The organism is Burkholderia cenocepacia (assembly GCF_900446215.1).
Lineage (GTDB): Bacteria > Pseudomonadota > Gammaproteobacteria > Burkholderiales > Burkholderiaceae > Burkholderia > Burkholderia cenocepacia.
The window spans coordinates 496,001-512,663 of record NZ_UAQZ01000012.1; the positions used below are offsets into that span (position 1 = coordinate 496,001).

14 protein-coding genes are annotated in these 16,663 nt (G+C 51.7%); 6 read left to right on the plus strand and 8 right to left on the minus strand.

Annotation, left to right across the window (positions count from 1 at the left end):
* Positions 1–67: 67 nt before the first annotated feature.
* The 4 genes from DTA15_RS19675 to DTA15_RS19690 are packed head-to-tail and all read left to right on the plus strand — an operon-like array spanning position 68 to position 5,347.
* The gene (locus DTA15_RS19675) at positions 68–1,174 is read left to right on the plus strand and encodes a KpsE/RkpR family capsule polysaccharide export protein (RefSeq protein WP_006484976.1); all 1,107 of its coding nucleotides are present in this window, start codon (positions 68–70) and stop codon (positions 1,172–1,174) included.
* Complete coding sequence (locus DTA15_RS19680) at positions 1,164–1,958, plus strand: ABC transporter permease (protein ID WP_006484915.1); 795 nt, start codon at positions 1,164–1,166, stop codon at positions 1,956–1,958. Before DTA15_RS19675 ends, DTA15_RS19680 begins: the two co-directional genes overlap by 11 nt.
* Positions 1,959–1,967: 9 nt before the next feature.
* Complete coding sequence (locus DTA15_RS19685) at positions 1,968–2,621, plus strand: ABC transporter ATP-binding protein (protein WP_006484936.1); 654 nt, start codon at positions 1,968–1,970, stop codon at positions 2,619–2,621.
* 20 nt (positions 2,622–2,641) lie between these two features.
* Positions 2,642–5,347, plus strand: coding sequence for a glycosyltransferase (locus DTA15_RS19690; RefSeq protein ID WP_006484938.1), 2,706 nt, complete (start codon positions 2,642–2,644; stop codon positions 5,345–5,347).
* Positions 5,348–5,467: 120 nt separating this feature from the next.
* On the opposite strand, the gene DTA15_RS19695 is transcribed toward DTA15_RS19690, so the two are convergent.
* The 3 genes from DTA15_RS19695 to tnpA all read right to left on the minus strand — a co-directional run bounded on the left by DTA15_RS19695 (position 5,468) and on the right by tnpA (position 7,803).
* Positions 5,468–7,021 (minus strand): IS66-like element ISBcen19 family transposase, encoded by a 1,554-nt coding sequence (locus tag DTA15_RS19695; RefSeq protein ID WP_006484960.1) that lies wholly within the window; start codon positions 7,019–7,021, stop codon positions 5,468–5,470.
* A gap of 63 nt (positions 7,022–7,084) precedes the next feature.
* Positions 7,085–7,423: an IS66 family insertion sequence element accessory protein TnpB gene (gene tnpB, locus DTA15_RS19700; RefSeq protein ID WP_006481817.1), complete on the minus strand. Its 339-nt coding sequence runs from the start codon at positions 7,421–7,423 to the stop codon at positions 7,085–7,087.
* Positions 7,420–7,803, minus strand: a complete 384-nt coding sequence (gene tnpA / locus DTA15_RS19705; protein WP_012492467.1) for an IS66-like element accessory protein TnpA — start codon at positions 7,801–7,803, stop codon at positions 7,420–7,422. The genes tnpB and tnpA overlap by 4 nt, the downstream gene beginning before the upstream one ends.
* 85 nt (positions 7,804–7,888) lie before the next feature.
* Here tnpA and glf point away from each other — a divergent pair, with 85 nt between their 5' ends.
* Complete coding sequence (gene glf, locus DTA15_RS19710; RefSeq protein WP_006484978.1) at positions 7,889–9,040, plus strand: UDP-galactopyranose mutase; 1,152 nt, start codon at positions 7,889–7,891, stop codon at positions 9,038–9,040.
* A gap of 48 nt (positions 9,041–9,088) precedes the next feature.
* Here the strand turns inward: glf and DTA15_RS19715 are convergent, their stop codons facing one another.
* The 5 genes from DTA15_RS19715 to DTA15_RS38315 form a co-directional block, all read right to left on the minus strand.
* Complete coding sequence (locus DTA15_RS19715) at positions 9,089–10,081, minus strand: glycosyltransferase family 2 protein (protein WP_077176182.1); 993 nt, start codon at positions 10,079–10,081, stop codon at positions 9,089–9,091.
* The gene (locus DTA15_RS38305) at positions 10,044–11,015 is read right to left on the minus strand and encodes a fucosyltransferase (RefSeq protein WP_012492940.1); all 972 of its coding nucleotides are present in this window, start codon (positions 11,013–11,015) and stop codon (positions 10,044–10,046) included. Before DTA15_RS38305 ends, DTA15_RS19715 begins: the two co-directional genes overlap by 38 nt.
* 987 nt (positions 11,016–12,002) lie before the next feature.
* Positions 12,003–13,817, minus strand: coding sequence for an SGNH/GDSL hydrolase family protein (locus DTA15_RS38310; RefSeq protein ID WP_006484908.1), 1,815 nt, complete (start codon positions 13,815–13,817; stop codon positions 12,003–12,005).
* A 24-nt stretch (positions 13,818–13,841) separates the two neighbouring features.
* Positions 13,842–14,879: a hypothetical protein gene (locus DTA15_RS19725; RefSeq protein ID WP_006492985.1), complete on the minus strand. Its 1,038-nt coding sequence runs from the start codon at positions 14,877–14,879 to the stop codon at positions 13,842–13,844.
* Between the two features lie 198 nt (positions 14,880–15,077).
* Positions 15,078–15,560, minus strand: coding sequence for a hypothetical protein (locus DTA15_RS38315; RefSeq protein WP_012492938.1), 483 nt, complete (start codon positions 15,558–15,560; stop codon positions 15,078–15,080).
* 874 nt (positions 15,561–16,434) lie between these two features.
* On the opposite strand from DTA15_RS38315, the gene DTA15_RS38320 reads away from it, so the two are divergent.
* Positions 16,435–16,647: a hypothetical protein gene (locus DTA15_RS38320; protein ID WP_127837589.1), complete on the plus strand. Its 213-nt coding sequence runs from the start codon at positions 16,435–16,437 to the stop codon at positions 16,645–16,647.
* Positions 16,648–16,663: the final 16 nt, after the last annotated feature.

The window sequence follows — 16,663 nt, forward strand, 5'->3', positions numbered from 1 at the left end:
GTGGTAGGTTGCCGGAAATTGGCTGAAAAGCAGAAAATATTTATCAAAGATCTATCGCGGACTGTTTATGAATTTTTTGCGGCGTATTAATCGGTTGTTTCTCTTTACGGTCGTGATCCCTACTGGAATTTCATTGGTATATTTCGGTCTGATTGCGAGTGACGAATACACGTCCGTAAGCAGTTTTCTCATTCGCAGCCCGGCAACCTCTAATTCACCGACGTTGGGCGGGTTGCTGAAAGGTGTCGGGGGCTTCTCCCGATCGGCGGATGATTCGTATACCGTGCAGAATTACATCCTGTCTCGCGACGCGATGATGCTGTTGAACAAGGAGCAGAACATCAAGTCGGCGTTCCAGCACGGCCCGATCGATCCTTTCAATCGCTTTGCCGGCTTCAGCTGGAGCGATAGCCTCGAAGAGTTTTATCGCTACTACACGGAGAAAATTGTTGACGTACAGGTTGACGCAACCGCTTCAATCGTTACGCTCAACACTCACGCCTTCGATGCGAAACTCGCGTGGAACATAAACAAGCGCCTGCTGGATTTGAGCGAGCAAGTCGTCAATCAAATGAATGAGCGCGCCCGCCTCGACCTGATCAGCTCGGCTCAACGAGATGTCGACATTGCCAAAGAAAATGATCGTGTCGCAGCGCTTGCACTGGCGAAATATCGAAATACGGCTGGAGTGATCGATCCGGAACGTCAGTCTTCGATTCCGTTGCAGCAAGTCGGCAAGTTGCAAGATCAATTGATCACGACGCGTGTACAAATTGCCGAAATGGAGCGGTTGTCGCCTGCAAACCCTGGGCTTCCCAATTTGCGGGAACGAGCGATTCTGCTGCAAAAGGCCATCGATCAGGTTAGTCAGCATGTCGCCAGTGAGTCTGGAAATTCCCTCGCGAGCAAGGCTGCGGAATTTCAACGACTGACATTGGAAAAAGAGTTTGCTGATAAAATCCTCGCCAGCGCCATCAGTTCGTTGGAGCAGGCCAGAACTGAAGCCGAGAGAAAGCAACTCTATCTGGAGCGAATTGCGGCCCCCAGTCTGCCGGATTATGCGATGTCCCCGCGCCGTGGCCGCAATATTCTTGCGACCTTCTTGCTTGGGCTAGTGTTTTGGGGCGTGTTGACCATCGTGATTGGTGGGGTAAAAGAGCATTATGACCGCTAATTCCCGTTCGCCTGCATTTCTGACCCAATTACGCATTCAGTGCCGGGTAATTTGGGCGCTGGTCATGCGTGAAATGATCACTCGTTTCGGGCGGGAGGGGATTGGTGTATTGTGGATGATGGCCGAGCCGGCAATGTTTGTCGTTGGCGTCATGTTGATTTTTAGCCACACCGAGAAGATGACGGGGTACTCGGTTGCCGAGTATCTTGCGGTTAGCTATCCAACAATATTGTTTTGGCGAAATACCGCGGCCCGATTATTGAAGGCCATTGAATACAATCGGGCGTTGCTGCATCACAATCCTATCCGGCCGATGGATATTCTCTACGCGCGCATCATTCTGGAGTTTGCGGGCGCGACGGCATCGTTTCTTGTTTTGTATGCGGTGCTGGTCGTAATAGGGATTTGCCATCTTCCGGCGGATTTGCTGGCGATGCTGGTCGGGTATTTTCTGGTAATGTGGTTTTCATTTTGCTTTGTGATAACCATGGCGGCGCTGTCGGAGCTGAGTGAAAGTGTCGAAAGAGTGTCCCACGTAATCTTGTATTTGATGTTGCCGTTTACCGGGGTTTTCGTGCCGACATATCTTCTGCCGCCTCACATCGGCGAGATGATGATTTATTTTCCGCTGGTTGACGCGGTTGAATATTTCCATCACGGATATTATGGGGCGCGGATGCCTACGATGTATAACCTCGAATATACGTGTTTCGTGTTGTCAATTTTTACGCTATTCGCTTTGTCGATAGCTCATGTTGCCATCCGGCGCGTGCAGTTGCACTAGGAGTGCTCCATGATCGAATTGCGGAACGTCTATAAACGTTATCCTATACATCATGGGAGGGCGGAGCGCGAAGTGCTGAAAGGTATCAATTTTCGCGTTCAGTCCGGAGAAAAATGGGGGATCCTTGGTCGCAATGGCGCCGGCAAGTCAACGCTAATCCGAATCATCAGCGGATCGGACCGGCCGCATTCGGGTGAGATCGTCAAGACCATGTCCGTTTCATGGCCTTTAGCTTTCGGTGGGACATTCCAGGGAAGTCTGACGGGGAAGGACAACATACGTCTGATTTCGCGTGTCTACAATGTAGATTACCGAAAAACCCTCAATATGGTTGAGGATTTTGCCGAGCTTGGCGGATATCTCAACGAGCCGGTCAAGTCATATTCGTCCGGTATGGCTTCCCGTTTGGCATTTGCTATTTCAATGTCGATTGAGTTCGATTGCTTCCTGATTGACGAGGGTATGTCTGTCGGCGATCATCGATTCCATCAGAAATGTAATGTCGAATTATTTGAAAAGCGTGCCGATAGAGCCATGATCATCGTCGCGCACCAAACCGATCTAATTCGCAACCATTGTGACCATGCCGCAGTACTGAATAAGGGCGTACTCGAGGTTTGCGATACGGTTGATGAAGCAATTAAAATTTACGAATCGCTCTAATTTCTCAACAGGGGATTTTGATGGCTGGCAGTTACATTTATCCGCCGATTCCGCACGTGGCGGCAAAGAAGGCACGACACGCATTGATCATCATGCCGTTTTTCGGCCCGGATGCTGCAAGCCTTATTTTTAGTGAATTCTCTCGCGCATTGTATGATTTGGGCTACATTGTGCACGCGCTTACGTATAACGACGCGAGCTATCGGCCAGGTAACCACTATTGGCATCATGTCTATTGCCTGAAAGCCCAGTCAGTCGAGCTTTGGAAAAGGCCGGCCGACGCCACGGCAGATTATTCGAACGGTATCGACGATTGGGCCGGTGAGGAACTGCCGTCGTTTGTCGAGCAGCTCGATGCTGAGTTCGATTTTGATATTTGCGTCGTTAACTATATTTTCCTGTCTCGTGCATTTCTGGGGCTGAAAGAAAAGACTAAAAAAATTCTCTGTACTCACGACGTTTTCACTAATAGAAACAAAAAGCTCTCGGATCGGGGTGTAACTAATCTCGATTTCTCGGTTACCCGTGAGTCGGAAGCTGTAGCCTTGAATCGCGCCGACTATGTCGTTGCACTGCAGCCTGAAGAAGCAGACTTTTTCAGTGAACTCGTGCAAGAGGGAAAGAAGGTTGATACCGTCTATTACCTGCCGCCGAAGCGCTACCTGGACCTGCGTCCAATCGACAAAAAACTAGTGGTCGGTTATATCGGGTCCAGTCACGCGCCTAACGTTGTCGCGGTACTGGATCTGATCTCAAAAATCGATTTCTCGCTTCCAATTAAATTTAAGATCGCGGGATCGATTTACGCCGCGTTAAAAAACGAAACTCTGCCGCCGGAAGTCGAAATTGTCGGTCGAGTGGATAACCTTGTGGATTTTTATCGGGATTGCAACGTATTTGTCAATCCTGACACCCTGATTTCCGGAATCAAAATCAAATGCATTGAAGCATTTTCATTTGGCGTCCCGTTTATCTGCACGAAACATGCAAGTACCGGCGTTCCGGTTTCCGCTCCTTATCATCAGGCTGATTCTATCAAGAGCGTTGCTACGTTCATTGAAGACCTGGCGGTGAACAGCGGTCAGCTCGAAAGTATCTGGCAAGAAAGTCGCGCCGTCTTTGACAATTTGTCGAAAAAACTTTCCTTTGGAAAGTATGTCGAGCAAATTGCCGATGTGCGACCTTTGATCTCGGTGGTGATGCCGACTTTCAAGGTCGAGAAATATTTCGAGCAATGCATTTCGAGTGTTACCAATCAGACTCTTAGAAATATCGAAATTATCCCGGTCGACGACGGAAGTCCTGATCGTTGCGGTGAAATCATGGATAGGTTTGCGTCGGAAGATTTCCGGGTTAAGCCAATTCATCAACCAAATCGGGGATATGGTGCGGCTGTAAATGCGGGCTTGATGCAGGCGCGTGGCGAATACATCGCGATTGTCGAAACCGACGATTGGGTTGAGCCGGATATGCTCGAGACTCTTTACGAGAAGGCAAAGGAATCCGATGCCAATATCGTGAAAGGGAGTTTCGCAAAGCATCACGATGGTAAGCCGCCCGCGCCTCATAATTTCCGGCACGTCGTTCGACCAGGCGAAAATTCGGTGAAGCCGGTCGAGTCACTCGAATTGATGATCTATGAGTCGTCGATCTGGTCGGCCATCTACAAAAAGAGCTTTCTGGATGAGCATCAGATAAAGATGCTTGAGACCAGTGGCGCGGCATTCCAGGATGTGGTCTGGAAGTTCGTTACCTACGCCAGTGCTGACGAAGTGATCTTGGTTGATCGTCCTTTCTACAACTATCGAGTGTTTGCTGCTGGATCGTCCAGCGCGGCTAACGGAAAGGAAAAAGCGCATTTTGTAAATTACGGAAAAATCAAGGATGAACTCCTGCGGATGGGGTTGTTCGAGAAATTTTCGAATTTCTACTACATTCACCAATTCTTCGATTTCGTCTTTCATTCGAATCGATTGAAGGGTGAGGCGCTTCTTAGTTTTTACGCGAGCGCCAAGGAAACGATTGATGAGGCTGTTTCGAATGGGTGCAATCCAGATGAGCTGAGTCTTCATCCGGATTTGAATGACTATTATCAGAAATTCGTGTTGCCGATCATTCGCGTAATTACGAGTCCCTCGCTTTCTGAAATCCTGGCTGCGGTTACTGCGAACGAATCAAAGCCAAAGGGTACCGAGATTGCGATGCCCGAGATGGCGCCTGTTGAAAATAAGGTGACGTCGCTGACTACTCCGTCATTAAGCGTGAAGTTCACCGAGTTTCTTAACCTGGATCCACATTTCTTCACGGAAATCGAGTACCTGTCCGGTAGGCGGGAGCTTATCCCGGTGGTGAAGTCGGCATACGACGAAAGTGATTTGCGAAATCTGTTGAAGCTTCACGACGCTGATTTTATCCACGCCGTCTATTGGGTACTTCTGCGCAGAGCAGCCGATCCTGATGGGTTGAGGCATTACACGGATCTCTTGCGCGCGGGGATTGCCAAGGCAGATATTCTTGAGAGGCTGCGTATTTCGGGTGAGGCAAAAGGGAATAAAATACCATTTGAGGCATTGGATGCCTATCTTCGTAAAGGCAAGATATTCCGTACGCCTCTCATGCGGTTGCTTATCAGTATTCTTCCGATTCGGAACGAATTTGTCGGAAAGGTTCAATCCAGGGTTACGGAAAATTCACTTTATCTGATCAACAAGAAATTGTATTCATAATTTTTGCGTTTCCAGTCTAGATAGAGGCTGGGTGAAATGTTTGAGTCATTTGAATATTATTTCAGAATATTGAGGTTGTTGACGTGTAAGCGGCCAGCCAACCCATCTTGACGAGCGAGTTTAGGCGGCGGCCGAGAGTGGCTGCCAGCGATGCGGCAGCAGCGCGTCGATGTCGTTGGCCTTGTGGGTCGGCAAGCGCGTCAGCACGTCCTTCAGATAGGCGAGAGGCTCGAGCCCGTTCAGTTGTGCCGAGCGGATCAAGCTCATGATGGCGGCCGCGCGCTGACCCGCACGCAGTGATCCGGCGAACAACCAATTGGACCGCCCGACTGCCCACGGACGGATCTGGTTTTCGACCCAGTTGTTGTCGATCGGCACATTCCCGTCATCGAGATAGCGCGTGAGTGCATCCCATCGTTTCAGGCTGTAGTCCAGCGCCTTCGCAATCGCCGAGCCCTCCACAACGAGTTTGCGCTGCGCCATCAGCCATTCATAGAGGGCGTCGCACACCGGCTTGGCCCGACGCTGTCTAAGCCGCTGCCGTTCGTCGGCATCCAGTGCTGCGGCTTCGCGTTCGATGTCGTAGAGCGCGGTAAAGAACGGCAGGGCCTGCCCCGCAACCTGGCTGCTGTGGTTGGCGTGCAATTCAAAGAACTTGCGTCGGGCATGGGCCGCGCATCCGATCTCGGTGATGCCGTGCTGGAACGAGGCTTTGTACCCGCTGTAGTCGTCGCATACCAGCTTGCCGTGCCAGCCCTTCAGGAACGTGCGAGCGTGCGCACCGGCGCGGCTCTCGGCGAAGTCGTAGACCACCGCGCGCAGTTCGCTGAACTGAGTCGACGTATACGCCCACAGGTATGCCCGGTGCGTTTTACCCTTGCCGGGACTGAGCATTTGCACCGGCGTCTCGTCGGCGTGCAACACCGCCTGTTGCCGGATGGCCTGGCCGAGTGCGTCGACCAACGGCTGCAACTGCACGCCACACCGGCCCACCCAGGCACCCAGCGTGGATCTCGGGATGGCCAGTCCCGCACGACCAAAGATCTGTTCCTGGCGATACAGGGGCAAGTGGTCGCCGTACTTAGCGACCAGTACCTGCGCGAGCAACCCGGCGGTGGGCATGCCCTTGTCGATCACATGCGGTGGAACCGGCGCCTGGATCAGCGTCTCGCACGCCTTGCACACCCACTTGCCGCGGATGTGCCGTTCCACCGTAAACACGCCCGGCGTGTAGTCCAGCTTCTCGCTCACGTCCTCGCCGATCCGTATGCGTTCGCAACCGCACTGGCACGTTGTGCTGTCCGGTTCGTGATGGACGTCGGTGCGTGGCAGTTGCGGCGGCAGCAGTGCCCGTTTCGGTTGCTCGCGTTGCCGTTCAGCTCGCGTCGGCTCGAGTTGCTCGAGTTCCATCTCGATGGCAACCAAGTCGCCATCGATGGCCTCGTCGAGCAGGTTCATCTGCTCGCTGTTGAGCTGTTCGCTGCGCCGGCCGAACTGCTGGCGCTTGAGGATCGAGACCTCATGGGTGAGTTGATCGATACGGGTCTGCCGGAAGCGTAGCTCCCTGTCTCGTTCACTCGCTTCCCGCTCCTTCTCCTTGACCTCGGCAATCAGTTGCGCGGCAAGGGCGCGCAACTGTTCCGGGTTGAGTGCGTCGAGGTCGGCGGGGTTCATGCGGGTCAGTCTGCCAGAACCCTGCCGACGGAGGAAGCGTGACTGTTTACCTCCCCGCCGGATTTAGACGACACGGATCACGCCATCCTCGCCGATGCGTTGCCAGGGCAAGCCCAGCACCAGGCCGGCCAGTTGTTCGTGCGTCAAGACACGCTGCTTCGGTTCGCTGCCGATGTGCGGCCACGCGAACTGCCCTTGATTCAGGCGTCGCGCGGCCAGCCAGATGCCGATCCCGTCGTGAATCAGGACCTTCATGCGGGTGGCGCGCCGATTGGCGAACAGATAGGCATGGTGTGGGTGCGCGGCGCCGAACACCTTGACCACACGTGCCAGGGCCGTGTCGAAACCGGCCCGCATGTCCAGTGGATCGACCGCCAGCCAGATCTCGTCGACACGAATCACCGCAGCCACTCGCGCAGCCAGACGGCACACTGGGTTGCCTCGGATACCGGCCAACTCACCGTGATCGACTGATCTCCTCGGCGAATCTCAATGCGGATCTCCGGCGAATGCGGACTCGGCGCTCCCAATGCCACCGGCACAAAGGCTGGCAGCGACGGTGGCGTGGCCGGCGGACGGCCCAGCGGTCTCTTGGGAAGTCGGCCTTCCGCCTGATCGATCCAGCGCCGCAGCAGATTCGCGTTGAGCCTGTGTTCCAGAGCGACCGCCGCAACCGATACGCCGATTCCCTGGCAGGCCGCTACCACCTGCGCCTTGAACTCCTCACTATAGCGTTGCCGACGACGACGCTCCGGGAGTGATTCCGATTCGATAGTGTTCACGTGTCCGCTTATTCGTTAAGTGGACACGATACTCCCAAGCGCCTCGGCCAAACTCAAGACGGGTTGGCTGGCCGCTTACGTTGACGTGAAAAAAATTTGCGTTATTGGTGCTGGATTTTCTGGTGCGGTCATCGCTCGTGAGTTGGCTTTGGCAGGCATGACCGTTGATATATTTGAAAGCCGTGATCATCTTGCGGGTAATTGCCATTCGGAACGGGATCCGGAAACCGGGGTGATGCTCCATGTTTATGGGCCCCACATTTTCCATACCAGTAACGAAAAAGTCTGGAACTATGTCCGGCAATTCGATGAATTTATGCCGTTCACAAATCGGGTAAAGGCGATAACCGGTGGCAAGGTGTATTCGTTGCCGATTAATCTCTTCACGATTAATAATTTCTTCAATAAGACTTTCTCTCCGGACGAGGCGAAGGAATTTGTCGCCGAGCTCGGTGATAAAACTATCGAAGATCCTCAAACTTTTGAGGAGCAGGCGCTCAGGTTTGTCGGGAAAGAGCTCTACGGAGCATTCTTCAAGGGCTACACGACGAAACAGTGGGGCTTGCATCCTTCAGTTCTGCCTGCGAGCATTCTGAAAAGATTGCCGATTCGTTTCAATTACGACGACAATTATTACGCAAGCAAATTTCAAGGGATGCCGAAGCACGGGTATACGTACATCGTCGAGAAGATGATTGATCACCCAAGCATCAAGGTGCATCTCGGTACGAAAGTTGAAAAAGATACTCTTGAGAGCTACGATCACGTATTTTACAGCGGCCCGTTGGACGCATGGTACGGCTTCGAATACGGTCGCCTGGGCTATCGAACGCTCGATTTTGTTACCGAGCGGCACGAAGGGGACTACCAGGGAAATGCTGTAATCAACTACTGCGAAGAAAATGTGCCCTGGACGCGTATCTCCGAGCACAAGCATTTTTCTCCGTGGGAGGAGCATGAAAAGACGGTGATTTATAAGGAGCACAGTCGGACTTGCGGTCCGGACGACGTCCCTTATTATCCTGTCCGCCTGGTCGACGATAAGGAGTTACTGAATCGCTATGTCGCGTTGGCGCGAAAGGAAGAAAATACGACCTTCGTCGGGAGATTGGGCACCTATCGCTACCTGGATATGCACGTAACGATTGGAGAGGCGCTTGATGTCGCGGAGCAGTATCTGTCCGCGGTTAAATCGGGAGTTCCGATGTCGCCTTTTGTAGTCGACCCGCTCGCGTAACCCATCATTCCAGTCGCCCTGTAAATTTGGAAGTTTACAGGGCAGGAACTAGCACGACGAACTGTTTTCTTTGCGATTGGGGCGTCGTGCTTGATCGGGATATTCGACAGATGGTCGAAAGAACAAGCTCGCCAAAGATGCGCGCGTGTTTGTTGAAATGGCAGACAATCTCGAGTTGCTGCGTTCGGATGCTATTTTCGCATTATAAATAAAAATACTTTCAGCGAGATCTAGCAGGTACGGTCGCCATCCTTTTGAAATTCTCTTTCTGAAAAGATTATTTCTTATCCCGTAATAGTGTTTTCTGAATTTCTCGGGCGAGGCGCGAAGTAGATCGTCGCTCTCGTTTTTATCCGTCAGGTGCGTAACGACGCTCTTGAATGCGTAAATTCCAAGCATTTCCCCATTCGTAATTCTCTCGGTGTATTCTATATCGTCGCCCCAAATGAACATTTCTTTAAATGGGAGGCCGAATTTTAGAACTGCATCTCTGGAGATGAGAGCCGAAACGAACGAGCAAGAGCGTACCAGTAGGCCATTGTGTTCAAGAAGCTTATTGAATGGTTGGCCCGATGAATGTAGCCGAATCCCTGGAAGATTCATTTCATGTGGGCTATCGTCCTTCCAAACCACATGACTGCAGACGAATCCGATATTGTTGATCGGACCGATGGCGATTTTCATTAGCTCGGAAAGAGCGGCTGGATGGGCTACGCAGTCGTCGTCGAGAAGCCAAAGCCAGTCGTAACCATCCTCGATTGCCTGTCGCATTCCGCGATGAAATCCTCCCGCCCCACCTTCATTGCGAGTTGAATTTATTATTTTGAAGCGAGGATCGGAGTTGTACCCGCTGCTGGCCAGGTACTCTGCAGTGCCATCGGTGCTGGCGTTGTTAACGATATAGAGCGAATCAACTTGCTTAATTTGACTTTCGAGCGAATTGATAGCGAGCTTCAAATAGTCGCATCTATTGTACGTCACAAGGATCGCTGCCGTGCGCGGCTTAGGAAGAGAACTGATCCCGCGGGTTTTTGTATGCATCTCGAATTCGTCTGTAAAATTTGACCTGCTTATGCCACCATTTTTTATAAATATAGATGTTTTTATCTAGGGCTGAGGATTTCTTGAGGGCAGCATTATAAGCCAAAACGATTGACAGCAGTGGCTCTTGTGCCTTGAATGCGGGGAGGTGAGTGGAGAAAGATTCCGGTCGCTCCAGATCAAATCCACTAAAATGAATAAAAATAAGCTCGCGCCCGTTGGCTGTAAGTTGCCCTTGAGTGAGATCGATATGTCGCTCGTGTAAGTTCCAATATCCTACGTTCATGCCTGGGTGGCGAGAGATTTTGCAACTCGGATATAGTGCCGGAACGAGATCGAGCCAGCGTTGATCGCCGCACATCCCCTTATCTGGATCATTTCTACCGTATCTGATTACCTGACTCGCCCACCAATCAAGGAACGAAATACCCTGAGTGCCTCGCCGAACTCCGATGAATCCGGCGTTAAAAACGCCGCCACGGAGTAGGCTAAGCGCCTTGACTCCAAATGGCGTTTGGTGATTGAACGGTTCGAGGTAATGCGGCGTGAGCAATATATCCGAATCGCGAAAATCGGTAAAAATACCAGCGATTTTTCCTGTAAACCATATGTCAGTGTCGAAATATAGCGCCGATTCGTATTTCTCCAATATTTTCTTAAACATTACCGGTTTGAGTGACCAGCAGAGTTCGGCGGGAGTGTATTGAGTTGAAAGCTTCTCTATAAATTGAGGTGGGGTTACGCTTTCTGCACGAATGATCTTGTCGCAGAATGACTCGTCAAGCGAAAAATCAGCGGGTGCGCCGACTACAAATAAATATCTGTCGATGTTGCTTCTGTTTTGAGGATCTGCATCGTTCAGGCTGTTGAAAAATACGGATGCTTGCCCGATGTGGCTAGGTGTGCAGATCGAAAAAATAGCGCTGTTGGCCATTGAGGTGGGTTCTCTTCACGAAGCGTTACTGCAATAGGATCGCATGTCCGTGGGCATCAAATTTCCGAATGATGGCTTGCGCGGGCATCGCTTCTATCGCGTCCGGATCATCCGGATAAGCGGATGTGCCGCACTCAACGGGAATTGCCGTTTACTTCTCATATCAGTCAAGTTCCGATTGTGATGGGCAACGCGCGGCAGGAACTCTACGAGCTGATCTCAGAAGCGATATCTTCCCGGGACCGTCGTGCAAGATCAATTGCCATCTCTTGGGCCATACCAATGCCGAATGTCAAAGTATAGATCATCTCGGTTGCAGGTTCGCGGTTTCTGTACTGTCCATTCTTCAGAGCGCTGTTAGAACCGGAGGGCACATCTGTCATCGGTGCTAGCTTCGGGAAGGGCGCTTGAAATACCTTGAGCTGCCGAGATAATCGCTTTCGTTCGAAAATACGTGCAGAGCATTTGATTGCGTCGAAACGAGTGTATCTAAAAATCACGAAAGAAATTTGATACGGTTATCGGGCTCGTCTAGATGTGGAATTACCCGAAGCAACCTTGATCCTGGCGAGGGCTCGAGAACTATGCAATGAACAGGATTTCTCTCGTAGCCGGCGCAGCCGACTCATGCGGTCTGAGGGCCGTGCTTGCTACCCGTTTGGGACGCACCCACACGGCCCGGATTGCGGAAGCGGCAGCCGGATTCGACCCGAAATCCCGAAGCACCGATGTCGATGCAAATTTGGCTCTTCGGCCGAACTGATCAACATTCCGGTGGCGGATCGATTGACCTTGCCAAGCTTGTCGGCGCCGGGCAGTGGGTTCGGCGCCGCATCAGCATTTCGTGCGCGTCATGGTCAACGAGGCCGCCTTCGGATGTCAGCAAGATCAGCGAACGGCGGAGCGGTACCCCAAGTGATATCCGCTCCGATATTCCTATTGCACTATCTTTCCAGACGCACGAAACGAGCCAATTTCCGTTGAAATTTAGCGTACTTCTCTAAGTGACATTTTTGAAATTTGAATCTCTCCGCTTGGGGCAGAGCAGCGGAATGTGAAACATGCGTTGTCACGGGGGAATGCAGGGTAAACAAAATCAAATGATATCGGAGCCCATATCAGCGGAACAAAATTTTCCATATATATGCCGCCGCCGTTTGGAATAATATTTCCAAATGAATACTCGAGGCGGAGCATCTTCAGATCATTTGTAGCTGAAGTGATGGGGGGGGGGCCTTTGTAAGTCGATCGATCGATAAATTCTCTATTTTCACCGATGGTGGGATCGATTTTATCGGGGTCGACAAAGGCTGGGGGGAAGCAGCGGGCCCATACCGTCAAACGATAGCGGCGCTCCACCACCGGCCGCTGCAATCGGACTGATTGACCAAGGGCTGTGCCAATATCCAGACGATAGGCAGAATGACCATCGGTTCCGTCCGGGGCCAAGGGCAAATTGACTGCATCAATCGGCTGGATGCGTTCGATTTCCCCCGTGATCGACCAGCCATCAGTCAGATCAAGGCCCGGATTCACCAGCATTTCTCCACCAAACTCCCGGAATACAGGTTTGGCCGGGAGAGATGGCTTACCCAGGCTGCCTCGGTACGAGATTTTGACATCCATTAACTTCCAGGGCGAAGGGCTTTCGATAAGCAAAGAAATGCTGTCATTGCACATGGCACGAGGCAATTCTTTCTTCGAAATATAGATCGGTTCATTTGAAACTCCGATCTCCCTCCATGCACCGTTAACTACCCCACGTCCTGATTGATACTTTTCCTGGTTGGAAATGAATGAGCCGGCGTCGAGGTGGTCGTGAACAAAAATTCTGACGCCTTGCTCGAAAGTGCTAACTTCGACTTTAACTTCATCTAATGTTCTCGGTGTACCGGGTAGGGTTGCCTCTACCAGACCGACATTGGGGAACAAAAGGGATTGCTTGCTTTCAAGTAGAAAATACTCGTCTGTCTTTCTCGAGTTGTCACCCACCGACATGTTATCTACACAATCGTAATCTCTCTGTTTCGATCGGTGCAGATGGCTGTGAGTGATTGATATCTCTTTCCATTTGTTCAGCAGGTCGAAGTTGTCGAGATTAATTAGATCTTCGATCTGATAGGTCGTAGTTTGATGGCGGGGCCGGTAGAGTTTTAACGACCGATCCGGTGCCGGCAAGCTGTTGAGTGCGGATGCGATATTGAACCACAATATCCCATTGGATCGTGTGCCGGTATGAATTTCGTTGGCGCCAAAGAATGGGCTTGGCGTCAATTCTCCAATTTGCTGGTTGTGCGTCATGGAGTCGACGAACATCACGTTATGTTTATCCGCGATGTATCGAAGTGCTGAGTACTCTGTCGCACTGCCGCGAAATTCTGTGGCGAGGATGGGTTCGATGCCAAAGCAGCGGACGGTGCGAATTAAACGCTCAATGGCGAATTGCCAGTGTCGCATGCCAGCTGCTCGCATCCACTCGTCATTGTCTCTGCTAATGACTACAGCGAATTTCGCGTTAAAATCGCTGAATCTCTTCCCGTCAAAATAAGGCTCGTCATCGATGATTCGTTTCATCATCGTCAAGCAGTCGTTTCCGGCGACGGAGAAATTCTTAACCTGATATTTCGTTAAGGAGGAAAGCAGGCTAATGGCGGATTTGTCTCGCAGGGAGAAATAGCCATCCATGTGGCTGTCGCCGATCACAACGATGGCGTCACTATTTTCAATGGTGACGCTTTCCCAGTTCCGCTGCGCTTCTTCTGCTACTTCACTTGCCTGCTTTTTCTTCAAAAAAGCAATCATTCCATCACCTGTCTAATGCGCGAATTAGTATATATAGTCGAGATTGAGCTTTTCTCCGCCCAGCTCTTCTAGAATTCCATTTGATATTACGTCGAGATTAAATAGCGTCATGCAGCCGTCGAAGTGGTTCATTCCGAGTTTGTGTGGAAAGGCGTTCACTTGCTTCAGGCCGGTCAGCATTTCAGCATAATACTGTTCCGCAGCATTGAGGCTATCGTAAAATATTTTATGCTTTAAGTTTGTTCGATCGCCACGATTTAGGATGATATTTCTTATATCGGTTTCGTCGTGAGAGCGTGCGTCATAACAGTCATCCGATATGATCGCGGGCAAATTCTCCTTAATGCTTTCCCGGAGGAATTTTCGATGTTCTGGTGCGTGACCTGTTTGTGGATTAATGGCCAGACTGACAAAGTTAACGGCCGGGTGTAGTTCGGATAGTTTCTCGGAATAAAATATCCCGGCATAGCCTCCCGAGCTCATTCCGCACATGAATACGTGCTTGTATTTTCCGCTGTTTATTAGGCCGGTTATTGAGTCCAATATATATTGAACGTCGTAGAGATACCAGTGGGCGGGGCCGCTTTCGGAAAAGCGGACGAAATCCATGCTGAGGGCAATTGGGAGGCCAAAAAATTCCCATCTTGTTCCTCCGGGGCCTCTCGACCCAAAAGAGCAACCTGCGGAGTTAAATATAACTAGAAGCGCTTCGGATTCGAAATTCTTCCCGATTTCGATGTTGATTTTACTAACGAGATGGTTCCAGTGGCCGGCCGTCAGTGGCTCAAGAATGCGGATCGATCGACTCTTTTTCTCAAGTGAAAATCCGCTTCCATACATCTGCCACCGTTCAGGAGATTCGAATATGATCGAATCGAATTTGGTGCAGTTTTTGCCTTCTTTGTCAAAAAACAGGAGCGCGCCGTCTTCGGTTTTCCACGAAATTTCGTCGAGTCCACCTTCAATTTCGCCGCTGCTTCGAAGTATCAGATTGTTTTTTGAAATGCTGCCGTCGCCCAACTTAAATCGAAGCGGATTATCGATTATGCTTTTGATGTCCATTTGCACGCCTCTTTGTTAATTCCGCTTGTAAATAAATTCCAAAATATGTCTCCGTCTTTCTGCCTGGAGTGGATTGATGGCGCTATAAATATTCTATCCTCTGTCGATACCCGGCTCAATGATGGGAGCACTGTAGCGCGAGCCCTCAATTCTCCGGGGGCAAATGTCATCCGAAGCGCGCCGGCGATGGAAGTGGGGTCATGCCGAGAGGGCGCCCGATCGTTGTGGCCTGATGTCGGGGAGAGGGGTACTCATGCTGAGGTTTTCATCAAGTGGCGTTGCATGCGTCAACTCCGGATTCCCTAGTGCGGCTGCCGTTCTGCAGGGGGCGCCGTCCATGTTGTCAACGCCCATCACTTGCTCGCGGCCATATGCTTCTACCAAGTTGTCGGCCGAGCGGGACCCTGACGTCCAGAGTACGCGCCGCTCAGCCGCGGTCAGCGGCTTTCGGCTGTAGGCGTCGTCAGGTCGATAGGCGATCTTCACCGTTGAAGCTGTCGATTGCTGTTCGGGGAGCGACAGGTCGTTGAGGCATTGCGTCTGGACGGCCGGGACGAGGATTTCCCGAGCATGCTGACGGGAGCAACGGCGCTCGAACCAAGACGCCTTTCGTCTTCGTGATAGACCGCCCGCGCGGCGGTTCGACGCGATGTCGACGGTCTGGTGTGTCGCCTTGGCCATAAGATGAGATTCCGAGTGCTGCGAAATTTGATGCGTGCGCTATTTTAACCGGACGGCTCCTGAGCAAGAGACTTGTGACGCACGAGGTTGAAGGGTGCGCATCGCGGAATCTTGCACTGAGTCCGTGCATGTCGTCCATGCATCGAATATGTGCGCGGCTTGGCGGTGCCGGCTCGATACGAGCGGAATCGACCTCTCGCAAGTTGAGGGGGCGCGGCAAGCCTGTGACCGCGCTGGCGTACCGTCTTCAGCTCGGGCTGCTCCTTCTAAGGAATTCTCGGCCGTTGCTGTCGCCGAAGTCGGTCCGCCAAAGGAAGTTGCCGCCAGTCACGGCGCAAAGCGGCGCCGATCACGCTATCAATTGACCGTGTTCATTGCTCAACGATTGGCTTATCGGGTCGGGGAAGGCCGATCCAGGCGCGTTGATGCGATCGGTATCGTGTACGGTGGCGACAGAGTTGGAGTCACCGAGAGTTGTCACCCTATGAGCAAGTCAGGCGAGCATCGTAAGAACGATGTCGCTGAAGCGGTTGTACCGTCGACCAGACCGTGAGTATCGCGACGTGCAATCTCTGATCCGGGAGATGAGCGCCCGTTGCGGCCGACAGCTAGCGCCATACTCGTCAGGGTTCGGTGAGCCGTAACCGTGCGCGTGGCTATCTCCTCGAGTTCGACACGGTATAGCTGGAAAAACTGGGCAAAGTGGTCGGGCAACGTCTTAGTCAAGATCGGTGGTTTCGAGAGCATGTCGCTGGGTGTCACATCGTAATATCGCGAATTCCAGTTCGGCTTCGAATTGGGAAAAATGCCAATCTTTATCGTAATTTCTCTTCAAGGTTAGAATCCGATGGCGTAGAGGGTGACGATGGAAAAGATGCACAAGTTCGACGCGAGAATGGTGAAGGGGGAGGGAGGCTTGGTCGTCGTCGGTGATCCAGGCGTCGAGACAGATGTTCAGCGGCGTGGATTGTTTTTAGTAAAATTAAGAAAATTTGACAAATCTATTGATCATGCGACTGTGGCGTATTCCGAAAAAACTGAAAGAAATCCGAGCGAGAAAGCAAATGATGCGAGTTCTGAGGATTGATTTTCGGGATGAAGTG